Here is a 15080-nt window from a genome sequence, read left to right as displayed (position 1 = left end):
ACCGGATTGCCGTCACTGCATCTGGTGCCCGCGCTTGCCCATCTCGGCGCGCACGCGGACCATGACGTATTCCGATACGTCCTGGGTCCAGTCCTGCATCTCCTGCACCATCTCGTCGAGGAGCTGCGGTTGCGCCTCCACGTAGTGCTTGCCGGCCGGCGAGCGGAAGAAGGTCGCGATCTCCTTCAACTCGGCCTCGGAGAATTTCGCCGCGTAGGTGCGCGCCGCGATGTCGATCATGCGCTGCTTCTGCAGCTCCATCTCGGGCTGTAGCGAGGCCAGAACTTCGTCGAGATCCTTGGCGAGCTCCGGCCGGGTGACCGCCTGCTTGCGGATCTGGTCGGCGAAGGCGGGCAGCACCGAATCGAAGGAACGGGCGATGCCGGAGCTGAGCATCACCTCTCGGGCGAGCGCGAGGTGGCCCGGCGTGAAGGTCGAGGCTGCCGGTGCGTTGGCGGCCGGGGTGTTGGCCGCCGGCGTGGCGGTGGGCGCCGGCTTGCGGGCCTGCGCGAAGGCCACGTTCGGGAGCGCGAGGCAGAGCGCGAAACCGAGCGCGGCAATGGTGCGTCGGGACATGCTGGACTGATCCTGCGAGGAGGGCTTGCGTGAAAGGCGGCGCCTCAGGTGAGGCTTCCGAGAACGGTTATGTCGGCCTGCCCGTCCCGGTCGAAGGCCAGGATTGCGGCGTCGGCGATGCCGAGGAACAGGCCGTGCTCGACCACCCCCGGCACGGCCCAGAGTGCGGCGCCCAGCGTTTCCGGATCGGTAATCGCACCGAGATGGGCGTCGAGGATGTGGTGGCCGCCGTCGGTGACCAGAGGCGCGCCATCGGAGGTCCGGCGCAGCCGGACGGTCCCCGCGCAGCCAGCGCACGCCACGGCGGCCTCGACGGCTCGGTGGGTGGCGGTGAGACCGAAGGGATTGACCTCGATCGGCAGGGGGAAGGCGCCGAGCCGGTCCACGCGCTTGGCCATGTCGGCGATCACCACCATACGGTGACTCGCGCAGGCGACGATCTTCTCCCGCAGGAGCGCGGCGCCCCCGCCCTTGATCAGGCGCAGGGCGGGATCGACCTCGTCGGCACCGTCGATGGTCAGGTCGAGTTCGGGTTGCTCGTCGAGAGTCGCGAGACGGATGCCGAGGCTTTCGGCCTGCGCGCGCGTCGCCTCCGAGGTCGGCACGCCGATTATGTCGAGGCCGGTGCGGACCCGCGCGCCGAGCAATGTCACGAAGGCGGCAGCCGTGGAACCGGTGCCGAGGCCGAGCCGCATGCCGGGCTCGACGAGGTCGAGGGCGCGCGCCGCCGCGGCCCGGCGCAGGTCCGGCCCGCTCACCGGGCGAATGCCCGGTCGGCGCAGTGAATCGAGGGGGCGCGTGTCATGGGGAGCCGGTCTTTCCGCGATGATCGCGCGGCCCCTAGCACGGGACCGAGCCGACCGGAACGCCTGCGCCGGAAACGCTCCGTCAAAAGCGACCGCCCTGCGCAGGCGTGGCGCTGGCTCCGGCACGGCCGGGGGCGGGCCCTGTCAGCGGTGCGTCGGAGGCGCCCTCGGCGCCGGGCTTACCCTGCTGGGTACAGACGACCTGCTCCTTTTTCACCAGTACGAAGCAGATGCTCATTTCGCCGGTCCGATAGTTTACCCGGAAGACGCCGGCCTCGCGGGTATGGCGGCTCGCCACCAAACCGTATTGCGACGGCGTCTGGGGCCCGGCCCCCTCCCCGGCGCCGAAGCAGACCGTCTGGCCGATCCCGCCGGCGGATTCCTGAAGTCCGTACTGGCAGGACGTGACCTCGCCGGTCACGGTATCGACCCGGTACATGCGGTTCAGGTCGGTCTGCGGCGCGGGCACGAACTCGTAGGAGGTCGCGGCGGCCGGCAGGATGTGAAGAGCCGCGCAGGCGGCGAGAACAGGCAGGGACGGTTTCATCGCGGGTTCCAGGGCCGGTGGCCTGCAGCCTTTCGCCGGCCTTTCGGGCGAGTCTGGGGCACTGCGACGGAACGTCCGCGCAATGCGCGGCGTCCCGGGCCGGCTTGCCCGCCGCAAAGCCCGCCATTAGCGAAGCCCTGGCCAGCAGGAGACCTTCAAACGATGTCCGCCGCCTCGACGACCCGCCCGCCCATCGCCGTGTTCGATCTGGACGGCACTCTGGCGGAGACCGCGGGGGACCTGATCGGCACGCTCAACGTGCTGATGACCCGGGAGGGCTTGCCCGAGCTGCCGCTGTCGCAGGCCCGCGGTCTGATCGGTGCCGGCGCCAAGGCGCTGATCCGGCGCGGCTTCGAGGCGGAGGGACGCGCACTCTCGCCGGAGGATCACGAGCGTCTGTTCGACGCTTTCATCGCCCATTACGGCGAGCACCTCGCCGACACGTCGCATCTCTATCCCGGCGTGGTCGAGGCGCTCGACGCGCTGGAGGCGGAGGGGTTCAGGCTCGCGGTCTGTACCAACAAATATGAGGGTCAGTCGGTCGAGCTGCTGCGACTCCTCGGAATCGGCCACCGCTTCGCGGCGATCTGCGGCCGCGATACCTTCCCGTGCTTCAAGCCCGACCCGCGCCACCTCACCGGCACGATCGAGCGTGCCGGCGGCGATCCGGCCCGCGCCGTGATGGTGGGTGATTCCCGCACCGACATCGACACCGCCAAGGCGGCCGGCATCCCGGTGGTCGCCGTGACCTTCGGCTATACCGACCTGCCGGTGACCGAGTTGGGTCCGGACCGGGTGATCGAGCATTTCTCGGCGCTTCCGGCGGCGGTTCTGGAACTGGTGTCTGTGGAAGCCGCCTGAGGATATCCTGGCCCGCTCCCCTGGAAGGCGTGCCCTTCCCGTCATCACGAGCGGTGCGACGTGACCCAGGGCAACGCGACATCGTTCTACGGAGCGCTGCCCTGGATGGCTTCGCTTCGCGCGCAACGACGGTGTGCGGTCAGCTGAGCCAGCGCCGCAGCCGGGCCACGGCCTCGCGGCACTCGGCCTCCGAGCCCGCGAACGAGAACCGGACGTGGTGGTTGCCGAGGTCCGGGTCGAAGTCGAGCCCGGGCGTCGCCGCCACATGCGCCTCGTCGAGCATCCGCCGGCAGAAATCCGCGGCGTCGTTGGTGAGGTTCGCCACGTCCGCGTAGAGGTAGAAGGCGCCGTCGGCCGGATGCACGCGTCCGAGTCCGAGACCGGGCAGCGCGTCGAGCAGGATGGCGCGATTGCGCGCGTAGCCGTCGCGCACGGCATCGAGTTCCACCGTGGCGTCGAAGGCCGCGAGCGCCCCGACCTGCGAGAGGTACGGCGCCGAGATGTAGAGGTTCTGCGCCAGACGCTCGATCGGGCGGACCAGCGCCTCCGGCACCACCATCCAACCGACGCGCCAGCCGGTCATGCAATGGTATTTCGAGAAGGAGTTGATCACCACCGCGTCGGGATCGAAGCGTAGCGCCGTGACGGTCGGCTCACCGTAGCTGAGGCCGTGATAGATCTCGTCCGAGATCAGCGGCAGGCCAAGGCTGCGCGTGGCGGCACAGAGGTCTTGCAGGGCCGCCTCCGTGATCACGGTGCCGGACGGGTTGGCGGGGCTCATCACCAGTGCCCCGGAAACCGGCGATTGGGCGTGCGTCTCGCGCAGCAGCGCGGCGGTCGGGGCGAAGCGGTCCTCCGCGCGCAGGACCATCGGGGCCGGCACGAGATCGAGGGCGGCCAGGATGCTGCGATAGGCCGGGTAGCCGGGCTGAGGCACGGCGACCCGCGCGCCGGCATCGAACAGGCTCATGAAGGCCAGGACGAAGCCCGCCGAGGAGCCGGTGGTGATCACCACGCGCTCGGGCGACACCGAAACGCCGTGCCGCTCCGCGTAGTCCCGGGCGATGCGCTCGCGCAGGGCCGGCAGGCCCAGCGCTTCGGTGTAGGGCACGCGCCCGGTCGCCAGCGCGGCTTGCGCGGCCGCGATCACCGCCCGGGGCGCCGGCGCCGAAGGTTGGCCGACCTCCATCCGCACCACGTCGGCGCCGGCCCGCGCCTTCGCGGCGGCGGCGGCCATCACGTCCATGGCGAGGAACGGCTGGACGGCGGCGGCGCGTCGGGAGATCGGGGTCATGGGATCCTTCGGAGTGCCGGGTGTGGCCGCCCGGCCGGGGCCATCCAGCCAGGCCGGGAGGGTAGATCGCACCGCGTAGCGCCTCAACCGTGGCCCGACAGTCCGAATCGCCGCGCGCGCATCCGATTGACCCGGTGCCGTGAAAACGCCAAACCCAGCGCCTACCGCTCGCGCCCAGTGCGGGCCGGCTTGCCCCGCAAGCGAGGATTCATGCCGTTCATCCGCCCCCTGCCCGCGCTGGCTCTGGCGCTCGGCCTCGTCGCCGTTCCTGCCCTCGCGCAGAAAGCCGAAGCGCCCGCCGCCTCTCCCTTCACGGACGCGCAGCGCACCGGGATCGAGGCGATCGTCAAGGATTACCTGATCAAGCACCCCGAGGTGCTGCAGGAGGCGCTGGCCGAGGCCGAGAAGCAGCAGGCCGAGACGCAGCGCCTCGCCCAGGCCGCTGCCCTCAAGGAATCCCGCGACGCGCTCCTGAACGGCCCGCACGATGTCGTGGCCGGCAACCCGTCGGGCGATGTCACCATGGTCGAGTTCTTCGATTACAACTGCGGCTACTGCCGCAAGGCGCTCGGCGACGTGCAGGCGCTGATCAAGGCCGATCCCAAGTTGCGCGTGGTGATCAAGGATTTCCCGGTGCTCGGCCCGGAATCGCTGGAGGCCAGTCAGGTCGCCGTGGCGGTGCGCCAGCAACTCAAGGGCGACAAGCTGTTCGAGTTCCACCAGAAGCTTCTAGAGACCAAGGGCCGGGTGAACGGCGCCCGGGCGATCCAGGTCGCCAAGGATATGGGCGTCGACACCGCCAAGCTGCAGAAGGACATGGCCTCCCCCGAGGTGAAGGCTGCGCTCAGCGAGAACCGCGGCCTCGGCGACCGGCTCGGCCTCTCGGGCACGCCGGCTTTCATCATCGGCGACGAGGTGATCCCCGGCGCCGTCGGCGTCGACCCCATGCGCAAGACCATCGCCGACGTTCGTCAGTGCGGTCACGCGTCCTGCTGAGGGAACGGGCTCTCCGGCGGCCTGTTGCAATGGCGGGTGCGGCCTTGTCGCGCTGCACCGCCTTCGTCTAAGAGCCGCCAGCCGCAGGGCCGCGGTCCACCGCCGACTCGATGGACGGACCGACGCGCCGCGATACGAAGTAGGCCGGATGTCAAAGAACGACGCCATCGATCCCGAGCTCGTGCGCGAGCTCGCCAACCTCGTCACCGAAACCGGCCTCTCTGAGATCGAGGTCGAGAAGGGAGATCTGCGCATCCGCGTCGTGCGGCGGCTCGAACCCGTGGGCGTCCAAGTTGCGGCCGCACCGGTCGCCGCCCTGGCGCCGACGCCGGTCCCAGCAGCCCCGTCCGCGCTTGCGCCGGCCGAGCCGGCTCGGAATCAGGCCGGCACGGTGCCTTCGCCGATGGTCGGGACCGCCTATCTGCGCCCCTCGCCCGACGCCAAGGCATTTGTAGATGTCGGTTCGAGGGTCGAGGTCGGCGACAAGCTGTTGCTCATCGAGGCGATGAAGACCTTCAACGAGATCGTAGCGCCCCGCGCCGGCACGGTGAGCGCCATCTTCGTCGAGGACGGGCAGCCGGTCGAGTTCGGCGAGGCCCTGCTCGTCATCAGCTAGGAATTGAACGCCGCCTGCGCCGGAACGACGCCGCTTAACCAGAGGATAGAGCCTCCTGCGCGGTCCGGGACCGTCAGTGCGGCCTAACGGGTCCGATGTTCGACAAGATCCTGATCGCAAACCGCGGCGAGATCGCCCTGCGCATCCTGCGGGCGGCGAAGGAGCTCGGGATCGCCACCGTGGCGGTCCACTCCACCGCGGATGCGGACGCGATGCATGTGCGCCTCGCCGACGAGAGCGTCTGCATCGGCCCGCCGGCGGCTCGCGACAGCTACCTCAACATCCCGTCGATCATCGCGGCCTGCGAGATCACCGGGGCGGATGCGGTCCATCCCGGCTACGGCTTCCTGTCGGAGAATGCCCGTTTCGCCGAGGTGTTAGCCCATCATCAGATCGGCTTCATCGGTCCCAAGGCGCAGCACATCCGCACCATGGGCGACAAGATCGAGGCGAAGCGCACGGCGCTGAAGCTCGGCATCCCCTGCGTGCCGGGCTCGGAGGGCGGCGTCGAGGATGCCGACACCGCCAAGCGGGTCGCCGCCGAGATCGGCTATCCGGTGCTGGTGAAGGCCGCGGCGGGCGGCGGCGGGCGCGGCATGAAGGTGGCGCGCAGCGAGGCCGAGCTGGAGCAGGCGATCGGCATGGCCAAGTCCGAGGCCAAGGCCGCCTTCGGCGACGACGCCGTCTACCTGGAAAAATACCTCGAGAAGCCCCGCCACATCGAGGTGCAGGTCCTGGGTGACGGGCGCGGCGGCGCCGTCCACCTCGCAGAACGCGATTGCTCGCTCCAGCGCCGCCACCAGAAGGTCTGGGAGGAAGGCGGTTCGCCGGCGCTCAACGAGTCGATGCGCGCCGAGATCGGCGGCATCTGCGCCAACGCCATGAAGGAGCTAGGCTATCTCGGCGCCGGCACCGTCGAGTTCCTGTACGAGGACGGTCGCTTCTACTTCATCGAGATGAACACCCGGATCCAGGTCGAGCATCCGGTCACCGAGATGATCACCGGGATCGATCTGGTGATTGAGCAGATCCAGGTCGCCTCGGGCGGCCCGCTGTCGGTCAGCCAGTCGGACATCAAGGTCGAGGGCCATGCCATCGAGTGCCGGATCAACGCCGAGCACCCGGAGACCTTCCGGCCCTCGCCGGGCGAGATCACCCATTATCACACGCCCGGCGGCCTCGGCGTCCGGGTCGATTCCGCAGCCTTCCAGGGCTACCGGATCCCGCCGAACTACGACTCGCTGATCGGCAAGCTGATCGTGCACGGCCGGACCCGGAACGAGTGCCTGATGCGCCTGCGCCGGGCGCTCGACGAGTTCGTCATCGACGGCATCGACACGACGCTGCCGCTGTTCCGGACGCTTGTCCGCAACCCGGACGTGCAGAACGGCCTTTACGACATCCACTGGCTGGAACATTTCCTCGAAGACGGTGGCATGAAGGCCTGAACCCGGGCTGCGGCGACACCGGCACGCCGCGCCTCTGGTCTTCGCGCGGCCGGCGCGCGACATTCAGGCCATGCACGACAGCCACCGCGTGGACATCACCCCCGAGATCCTGCTGAAGGCCTACGCGGCGGGCATCTTTCCGATGGCCGAGGACGCGCATGACCCGACCCTCTACTGGGTCGAGCCGAAGGCGCGCGGCGTGCTGCCCCTCGACGCGTTCCGCGTTCCCAAGCGCCTCGCCCGGACGGTCCGGTCCGACCAGTTCGCGGTACGGTGCGACACCGATTTCGACGGCGTGATCGAGGGGTGTGCCGCCCCCCGCCGCGACAGCGAGCGGACCTGGATCAACGGCCGCATCCGCGATCTCTACGGCGCCCTGTTCGACCTCGGCCATGTCCACACGGTCGAGGTCTACGCGGAGGATCGCCTGGTTGGCGGCCTGTACGGCGTCTCGCTTGGGGCGGCCTTCTTCGGCGAGAGCATGTTCCACGAGGTGCGCGACGCCTCGAAGGTCGCCCTGGTCCACCTGATGGGCCGCCTGCGCGCGGGGCACTATCGCCTCGCCGACACGCAGTTCGTGACCGATCACCTCACGCAGTTCGGCGCGGAGGAACTGCCGCGGCACGTCTACAAGCGCCGCCTCGCCGAGGCCCTCGATCAGGGGGCCGACTGGAACGTCTGGCCCGGCGACGGCTCCGTGACGGGCGCGCGGGTGCTGGAGGCTTTGGGCGCCTCCGGCGAGGCTTAGCGCCAGATCAGCGGAACAGCGCGTCGAACAGGTTCTGCGGCTGCTGCGGCTGAGGCGGCGGCGCTGGCGCCGGCCCCTCGTTCGACGGGAAGAACTTGCGCGAGGGCTTCTGGCGCGGCTGGACCGGCACGCCGCGCGGCGCCTCGACATCGACCTGACCGGCGGCGTTGATCTGCTGGGCGGTCTTTGTGCTGTCCTTGTTGGCTCGCTTCGTCTTCTCAGGCTTGGCCGCGACGGCGGGAACGTCCTCCTGCTCCTTCGCCTCGGCGATCACATCAGCTCCGCCTTTGCAGTCGACCAGCCACACGTCGTAGATCGGGTGCTCGATCGCGTGCAGCCCGGGGCTCGACGCGAACATCCAGCCGGTGAAGATCCGCCGATACTTGTTGTCGAGGGTGACCTCGTCGACCTCAAGGAAGGCCGTGGTCTTGGGGCTCTCGGTCGGCGGCCGGGTGTAGCAGACCCGCGGGGTGAGCTGCAGGGCGCCGAACTGCACGGTCTCGTCCACCGCGACCTCGAACGACACGATCCGGCCGGTGATCTTGTCGAGGCCGGAGAACACCGCGGTCGGGTTCTTGATCTTGTCGGCCGCAGCCGGGCCGGCCCAGAGGCCGATCACGAGGCTCGGGGCGAGCGCCAAGCGTGCGAGGGCGATGATGCGGCTCAAGGCGCGGATCCCTGCGAGGGAGGCCGGCCGCGCCAAGGGATGCGCGGCGGACATGTCGTTGGCCCGCCATCAACACCGGAACGGTGGCGGCAAAAGGGCGCCTGGGCCGGGCCGGTGTTGGCGTTACTCGCCCGGCGTCCAGGAGACGTAATCGCCAGTCGCAGCCGGCCGCTGGCCCCAGGAGAGCTGCGAGCCCTGCGGCCGATAGGCGTTGGGCGTGCCGGTCTGATTTTCGATATGCGGCTTCTGCCACGCCCGGGGCTGATAGTTCTCCTCGCTCGGGGCGACATCGACATTGTGGCACAGCCAGCCGCGCCAGCCCGGCGGAACCTTCGAGGCATCGGCGTAGCCGTTATACACCACCCAGCGGCGCTCCGAACCGACAGAGCGGTCGATCAACGCCCCTTCCGCCCTGTAGTACTTGTTCCCGTACTCGTCCTCGCCGACGAAGATGCCGCTTCGCGCGGTCTGAAGCGCGAGGGAGACGGTCTGACCGTTCCACCACGTGAAGACGCGCAGCAGAGTGTCCTTCAGCGCCATCGCCGATCCCAGAATCGTTCCGCGCCGCAGAGGCGCCTTTGGGCCTCCTTATGGTGACCGAGGGCGCGCGAGTCCAGCCGCCGGGCCGCTGTGTCGCTGAGCGGCAACAGACGCTGCGCGGTTCGTCGCACCACAACTTGTCGGGGCAGATACGCCCAACCGAGGGCTGTGAATCGAAAATAATCCCGATCCGATTCTAGGAAGCAGAAACGACACTTATCCCGGCCCGGTGCGATATCCACAGGAATATGCGAGCCGGCACAAGATCTAGCGTGGAACCGAGTCGGTGCACACCACTTGTTGACGTGAGAGCGAAGACAGCGGTATCGTCCCGGCATCGGTCGCGCCCCGAGTGGCGCATTGAGCAGGGGCGACCGGTTCATGAATTCATAAGCGGACCTGAAGCGCGCTCAACGATTGGGCGCGGTCGGATCCGTATCCCACGATCGGGCAAAGACTCCGCGCCGTGCGGAGCCGGGACACGTGTGTCCTGTCGGGAGAGGTCTGTTTCATGCGCTTTGAGCGTCGCTACACCACGACCGGACAATCCCCCTACGCCGGGATCCCCTTCCGCAAGGCGCTGAGCGAGATCCGCAACCCCGACGGGTCGGTGGTGTTCCGCCTCGACGGCATCGACGTGCCGGAGAGCTGGAGCCAGGTGGCGAGCGACGTGCTCGCCCAGAAGTACTTCCGCAAGGCTGGCGTCCCGGCCCGTTTGCGCAAGATCGAGGAGAACGCGGTTCCGTCCTTCCTCTGGCGCTCGGTGCCGGATGAGGCGGCGCTGGCCGAACTTCCCGAGGACGAGCGCTTCGTCTCCGAATCCTCCGCCACGCAGGTGTTCGACCGGCTCGCGGGCTGCTGGACCTACTGGGGCTGGAAGGGCGGCTACTTCTCTTCGGAGGAGGATGCCTCGGCCTTCATGGACGAGCTGCGCTTCATGCTGGCCCGCCAGATGGTGGCGCCGAACTCGCCGCAATGGTTCAACACCGGCCTGCACTGGGCCTACGGCATCGATGGCCCGAGCCAGGGCCACTATTACTGCGATCCGCAGACTGGCGCGCTGACCAAGTCGGCCTCGGCCTACGAGCACCCGCAGCCGCATGCCTGCTTCATCCAGTCGGTCCAGGACGACCTCGTCAACGAGGGCGGCATCATGGACCTGTGGGTGCGTGAGGCGCGCCTGTTCAAGTACGGCTCCGGCACCGGCTCCAACTTCTCGATGCTGCGCGGCGAGAACGAGAAGCTCGGCGGCGGCGGCAAGTCGTCGGGCCTGATGAGCTTCCTCAAGATCGGCGACCGGGCGGCCGGCGCGATCAAGTCGGGCGGCACGACGCGCCGCGCCGCCAAGATGGTGATCGTCGACATCGACCACCCGGATATCGAGTCCTTCATCGACTGGAAGGTGAAGGAGGAGCAGAAGGTCGCCGCCCTGGTGACCGGCTCGAAGGTCGTCTCCAAGCACCTGAACCTGGTGATGAAGGCCTGCACCCAGTGCGAGGCTGAAGGCGACGCCTGCTTCGATCCGGAGCGCAACCCAGCCCTCAAGCGCGAGATCAAGGCCGCCCGCCGCGCCTCGGTGCCGGATGCCTACATCAAGCGCGTCGTGCAGTTCGCCCGGCAGGGTTTCACCAAGATCGACTTCCCGGTCTACGACACCGACTGGGATTCGGAGGCCTACCTCACGGTCGCCGGCCAGAACTCCAACAATTCTGTCTCGCTGACCGACGACTTCCTGCGCGCCGTCGAGGCGGATGCAGACTGGTCCCTCCAGGCCCGCACCACCGGCAAGGTCACCAAGACGCTGAAGGCCCGCGACCTGTGGGAGCGGATCGGCGAGGCCGCCTGGGCCTCGGCGGATCCGGGCCTGCACTTTAACACCACGATGAACGACTGGCATACCTGCCCGGCGGGCGGGCGGATCCGGGCCTCGAACCCGTGCTCCGAGTACATGTTCCTCGACGACACCGCCTGCAATCTCGCCTCGGCGAATCTGCTGACGATGTACGATCGCGAGACCAAGCGCTTCGACGTGGAGGCGTTTGAGCACCTCAACCGCCTCTGGACGGTGGTGCTCGAGATCTCGGTGATGATGGCGCAGTTCCCGTCCAAGGAGATCGCGGAGCTCTCCTACCGCTACCGGACGCTCGGCCTCGGCTACGCCAATATCGGCGGCCTGCTGATGACCATGGGCCTTCCTTACGATTCCGACGCGGGTCGGGCGTTGGCCGGCGCGCTGACCGCGATCATGACCGGCGTCGCCTACGCCACCTCTGCCGAGATGGCCGCGGAACTCGGCACCTTCCCGGCCTACGAGGAGAATGCCGACGCGATGCTGCGGGTCATCCGCAACCATCGCCGGGCCGCCCACGGCGAGGCTGAAGGCTACGAGTTCCTGAACGTCGCGCCGGTCGCCCTCGACCTGGCCAATATCCCGCAGGCGGATCTCGGCGACCACGCCCGCGCCGCCTGGGACCGGGCGCTGAAGCTCGGTGAGGAGCACGGCTACCGCAACGCGCAGGCCACCGTCATCGCGCCGACTGGCACGATCGGCCTCGTGATGGATTGCGACACCACCGGCATCGAGCCCGACTTCGCCCTGGTGAAGTTCAAGAAGCTCGCGGGCGGCGGCTACTTCAAGATCATCAACCAGGCCGCTCCGGATGCCCTCCGCGCGCTCGGCTACCGCGAATCCGAGATCGCCGAGATCGAGGCCTACGCGGTCGGCCACGGCTCGATGGGTCAGGCGCCGGGCATCAACCCGACGACGCTGCGCGCCAAGGGTTTCTCGGATGAGAAGATCGCCGCGGTCGAGAAGGGCCTGAAGTCGGCCTTCGACATCAAGTTCGTGTTCAACCGCTGGACGCTCGGCGACGACTTCCTCACCCAGACCCTCAAGGTCCCGGCCGAGAAGTTGTCGGACCCGACCTTTGAGCTGCTGCCGTTCCTCGGCTTCTCCAAGAAGGAGATTGAGGCCGCCAACACCCATATCTGCGGGGCGATGACCCTGGAGGGCGCGCCCTTCCTCAAGGTCGAGCACTACCCGGTCTTCGACTGTGCCAACCCCTGCGGCCGGATCGGCAAGCGCTACCTCTCGGTCGAGAGCCACATCCGCATGATGGCGGCGGCGCAGCCCTTCATCTCGGGTGCGATCTCCAAGACCATCAACATGCCGAACGACGCCACGGTCGAGGATTGCAAGGCGGCCTACCTGCTGTCCTGGCGCCTCGCCCTCAAGGCGAACGCCCTTTACCGCGACGGCTCGAAGCTGTCGCAGCCGCTCAACTCGGCCCTCATCGCAGATGAGGACGACGAGGCCGACGAGGGGATCGAGGCCTTGATCCAGGCCCCGGCCGCCGCCAAGGCCGCCGCGGTGGCGGAGAAGATCGTCGAGCGGGTGATCGAGCGCGTCGAGCGGATCCGCTCCCGCGAGAAGCTGCCGGCCCGCCGGAAGGGCTATACCCAGAAGGCGGTGGTGGGCGGCCACAAGGTCTACCTGCGCACTGGCGAATACGACGACGGCCGCCTCGGCGAGATCTTCATCGACATGCACAAGGAGGGCGCGACCTTCCGGAGCCTGATGAACAACTTCGCCATCGCGATCTCCCTCGGCCTCCAATACGGCGTGCCGCTGGAGGAATACGTAGAGGCCTTCACCTTCACGCGGTTCGAGCCGGCGGGGTTCGTGCAGGGCAACGACGCGATCAAGAACGCGACCTCGCTCCTCGACTATGTGTTCCGCGAGCTGGCAGTCTCGTATCTCGGCCGCGCCGACCTCGCCCATGTCAGCCCCGCCGAGATCGGCGGGACGGTGATCGGCGGCGGCGAGAGCGGCGACACGACCCGTGAGGGTGCGAAGCCCGCTCCGGCCTCCTCGGTCGTGTCGCGCGGCCTGCTGCGCGGCTCGGCCGACCGGCTCACCCTGATCCAGGGCGGCCCGGCCGGTGCGGATCTGGGTGTCGGGGCGGCAAGCGCCGGACAGACGGCGCCGGTCGGCGGGACGGTTCACGCGATCCGCGGCAGCACGGCGCTGAAGGCGGAGCCGGTGGCGGCCGGTCAGGCCGAGACGATCGCCGACGCCCTCCCCTTCGCCAAGGCGGAGCGGAGTGTCGCGGACCGGCGCGCAGAGGCGAAGATGAAGGGCTATGTCGGCGAGGCCTGCCCGGAATGCGCGAACTTCACGCTGGTCCGGAACGGCACCTGCCTGAAATGCGACACCTGCGGCAGCACCACCGGCTGCTCGTAAGCTCCCAGCCGCTTCTGTTGTCATGACGAACACGACAGATTGGCAATTATTCCGTCATTCTTGCTACGAACACGGGACAATTTGACGATCTGTCTACGCGGAATGGACTGAAGCAAGGCGCAGGCAGGGTCCGGACCAGCTCCGTCTGGACCCTGCGGAAGGCGTGATTGATCTAACGTTGAGGCAGGCGGCCTTCACGGGTCGCCTGCCGAAACGATTCGACCAGTGAAGAGGACGCAGCGGCCCGACGTGACCGCGAAAAGCACAACCAAGTTGCAACGACCGCAAGATACAACCGCGGTTCGGATGGACGGGGATACAAATCCCGTTGGACCACCCTGTACTGGCCGGCGTTTCGGGCCGCTCGCTTCGGTTGATTTGACCGAAGCTCTGCCGCTGCGGTGCTAAAATTATTCTGCCCGCACTACCGGATCACAGCCGGCCCTCGCGCTATGGGGGCAGGCTCTCGCAGGACGAGGGCTCGCATGAACGCCAGCATTGGTGCCTCGCAGGAGCGACTGCGTGAGAAGTGGAAAGCCATCGTCGATGAGAATGGCTTGCCGGGAGAGGACCCTCGGCAGATCGTGGCCGCGTGCCGCCAGCTCTCTTCCAATGGTGATGCGCGCCTGTGCGGTGTCCTGGTCCAGCATCTCGCCGCACGCGCTGACCGGATCGTGCACGCGATGTACGGATATCGCCAGCGGAACGACAGCGATGACCCTGTGGCCCAGGTCGTCGAGGATATGATCGATGACATTCTCGATCTGCAATCCGCGGACGGTGCCGGGTTCGAAAAGTCCTTCAAGGGCAAACTGCGGTACCGTCTTATCGACAAGATTCGCAGGCGTAACGTTCGGCAGAATATCGAACAGCCTGTTCCATGCGATGCCGCCAATCAGCCGATCGAACCGCCGGATGGATCATCCCTGGGCCCGGAGGATCATGCCGTGATCGCAACCGTGCTCGGACAGCTTCCTGAGAAACACCGATTGGCCTACCAGCTCCATGAGGCTGGTTTCACCTACAGTTCGAAGACAGGAGCCAGCATCGCGTCGATGTTGAAGATCACGCCGAAGACGGCAGAGGATTGGGTCGATCGTGCCACCCAGCGTATCATGCAAGAGCTCGGACGGCAGTCATGAGCGATCCGACCGAGCGACTGGAGGACGTGCTGATCCGCTTCCATGAAGCGGTCGATGCGGTCACGCCCGGGGTAATCGACGCCTGGATCTCGGATTACCCTCAGTATGCCGATGCTATTCGCGCTGAAGCCCTTGAGATTCTCAAGCTTCCCTATCATGGCGGAGCAACAGCAGCGGAGTATCAACCGCGAGACTATACCGCCAAGGTGCAGGCTGCGGTACGCCATGCGACCGAGCGGGTGGAAAAGACTGAAGTTCCGGATCTACGGGCAGCGCTCGAACGACAAGAGCTCGACGTGCGGACCTTCGCAGCGAGGCTTGGCATCGCGCGGTCGATCGTGTCGGATATCGGCACAGGCCAAATCGTCCCGTCGACGATCCCAGGGTGGTTCAAGCGCGCGGGTGCCGAATGTCTCGGATGCGCGATTGAATGGTTCGAGGCCATTCTGGAGAACTCGCGACCACGCGCCCTGACGGCGGCATTCAAAGCGTCCGAACCGCCGACGACGGGTCGGGCCCGGACATGGGACGAAGCGATTCGCGCGTCCGGCATGTCCGAGGATCGCAAGGCATTCTGGCTAACTGGTAGGGGGTAG

Annotated in this window: 14 protein-coding genes; 8 read left to right on the top strand and 6 right to left on the bottom strand. The window is 67.7% G+C overall.

The genetic code is table 11. The features are described 5' to 3' along the window. Window positions 1–12 precede the first annotated feature (12 nt). The 3 genes from BLQ49_RS23650 to BLQ49_RS23640 form a co-directional block, all read right to left on the bottom strand. Entirely contained in the window at window positions 13–576 is a 564-nt protein-coding gene (locus BLQ49_RS23650; RefSeq protein ID WP_091720557.1) for a DUF2059 domain-containing protein, read from the bottom strand. A gap of 44 nt (window positions 577–620) precedes the next feature. Further along, a complete protein-coding gene (gene rpiA / locus BLQ49_RS23645) occupies window positions 621–1334 on the bottom strand; it encodes a ribose-5-phosphate isomerase RpiA (RefSeq protein ID WP_091720555.1) in 714 nt (237 codons plus the stop codon). 130 nt (window positions 1335–1464) lie between these two features. After that, entirely contained in the window at window positions 1465–1929 is a 465-nt protein-coding gene (locus BLQ49_RS23640; protein WP_091720552.1) for a hypothetical protein, read from the bottom strand. Window positions 1930–2091: 162 nt separating this feature from the next. Between BLQ49_RS23640 and gph the strand changes: the two genes are divergently transcribed. After that, the gene (gene gph / locus BLQ49_RS23635; RefSeq protein ID WP_091720549.1) at window positions 2092–2790 is read left to right on the top strand and encodes a phosphoglycolate phosphatase; all 699 of its coding nucleotides are present in this window, start codon (window positions 2092–2094) and stop codon (window positions 2788–2790) included. A gap of 139 nt (window positions 2791–2929) precedes the next feature. On the opposite strand, the gene BLQ49_RS23630 is transcribed toward gph, so the two are convergent. Further along, window positions 2930–4084, bottom strand: coding sequence for a pyridoxal phosphate-dependent aminotransferase (locus BLQ49_RS23630; protein ID WP_091720548.1), 1155 nt, complete (start codon window positions 4082–4084; stop codon window positions 2930–2932). Between the two features lie 210 nt (window positions 4085–4294). On the opposite strand from BLQ49_RS23630, the gene BLQ49_RS23625 reads away from it, so the two are divergent. The 4 genes from BLQ49_RS23625 to aat all read left to right on the top strand — a co-directional run bounded on the left by BLQ49_RS23625 (window position 4295) and on the right by aat (window position 7892). Then, window positions 4295–5080: a DsbA family protein gene (locus tag BLQ49_RS23625; RefSeq protein WP_091720546.1), complete on the top strand. Its 786-nt coding sequence runs from the start codon at window positions 4295–4297 to the stop codon at window positions 5078–5080. Window positions 5081–5228: 148 nt separating this feature from the next. Then, window positions 5229–5696: an acetyl-CoA carboxylase biotin carboxyl carrier protein gene (gene accB, locus BLQ49_RS23620; RefSeq protein ID WP_091720545.1), complete on the top strand. Its 468-nt coding sequence runs from the start codon at window positions 5229–5231 to the stop codon at window positions 5694–5696. 95 nt (window positions 5697–5791) lie between these two features. Continuing rightward, window positions 5792–7144, top strand: a complete 1353-nt coding sequence (gene accC, locus BLQ49_RS23615; RefSeq protein ID WP_091720543.1) for an acetyl-CoA carboxylase biotin carboxylase subunit — start codon at window positions 5792–5794, stop codon at window positions 7142–7144. A 70-nt stretch (window positions 7145–7214) separates the two neighbouring features. Beyond that, complete coding sequence (gene aat / locus BLQ49_RS23610; protein ID WP_091720541.1) at window positions 7215–7892, top strand: leucyl/phenylalanyl-tRNA--protein transferase; 678 nt, start codon at window positions 7215–7217, stop codon at window positions 7890–7892. A 7-nt stretch (window positions 7893–7899) separates the two neighbouring features. On the opposite strand, the gene BLQ49_RS23605 is transcribed toward aat, so the two are convergent. Together BLQ49_RS23605 and BLQ49_RS23600 are read right to left on the bottom strand one after the other, a co-directional pair. After that, window positions 7900–8559 carry a DUF2155 domain-containing protein gene (locus BLQ49_RS23605; protein WP_091720738.1) on the bottom strand — a complete coding sequence of 220 codons (660 nt, stop codon included), beginning with the start codon at window positions 8557–8559 and terminating at the stop codon, window positions 7900–7902. Between the two features lie 123 nt (window positions 8560–8682). Further along, entirely contained in the window at window positions 8683–9099 is a 417-nt protein-coding gene (locus BLQ49_RS23600) for an NADH:ubiquinone oxidoreductase subunit NDUFA12 (protein WP_208859108.1), read from the bottom strand. 511 nt (window positions 9100–9610) lie between these two features. Between BLQ49_RS23600 and BLQ49_RS23595 the strand changes: the two genes are divergently transcribed. The 3 genes from BLQ49_RS23595 (at window position 9611) to BLQ49_RS23585 (ending at window position 15080) form a co-directional block, all read left to right on the top strand. Then, window positions 9611–13342, top strand: a complete 3732-nt coding sequence (locus BLQ49_RS23595; protein WP_091720539.1) for a vitamin B12-dependent ribonucleotide reductase — start codon at window positions 9611–9613, stop codon at window positions 13340–13342. 485 nt (window positions 13343–13827) lie between these two features. Further along, a complete protein-coding gene (locus tag BLQ49_RS23590) occupies window positions 13828–14484 on the top strand; it encodes an RNA polymerase sigma factor (RefSeq protein WP_091720538.1) in 657 nt (218 codons plus the stop codon). Then, the gene (locus BLQ49_RS23585) at window positions 14481–15080 is read left to right on the top strand and encodes a helix-turn-helix domain-containing protein (protein WP_091720536.1); all 600 of its coding nucleotides are present in this window, start codon (window positions 14481–14483) and stop codon (window positions 15078–15080) included. The genes BLQ49_RS23590 and BLQ49_RS23585 overlap by 4 nt, the downstream gene beginning before the upstream one ends.

Origin of the sequence: Methylobacterium phyllostachyos (assembly GCF_900103445.1) — a bacterium.
In the GTDB taxonomy this organism is placed as follows: domain Bacteria; phylum Pseudomonadota; class Alphaproteobacteria; order Rhizobiales; family Beijerinckiaceae; genus Methylobacterium; species Methylobacterium phyllostachyos.
Note: the sequence above shows the minus strand (reverse complement) of the source record. Positions and strands in the feature narration are given on the sequence as shown.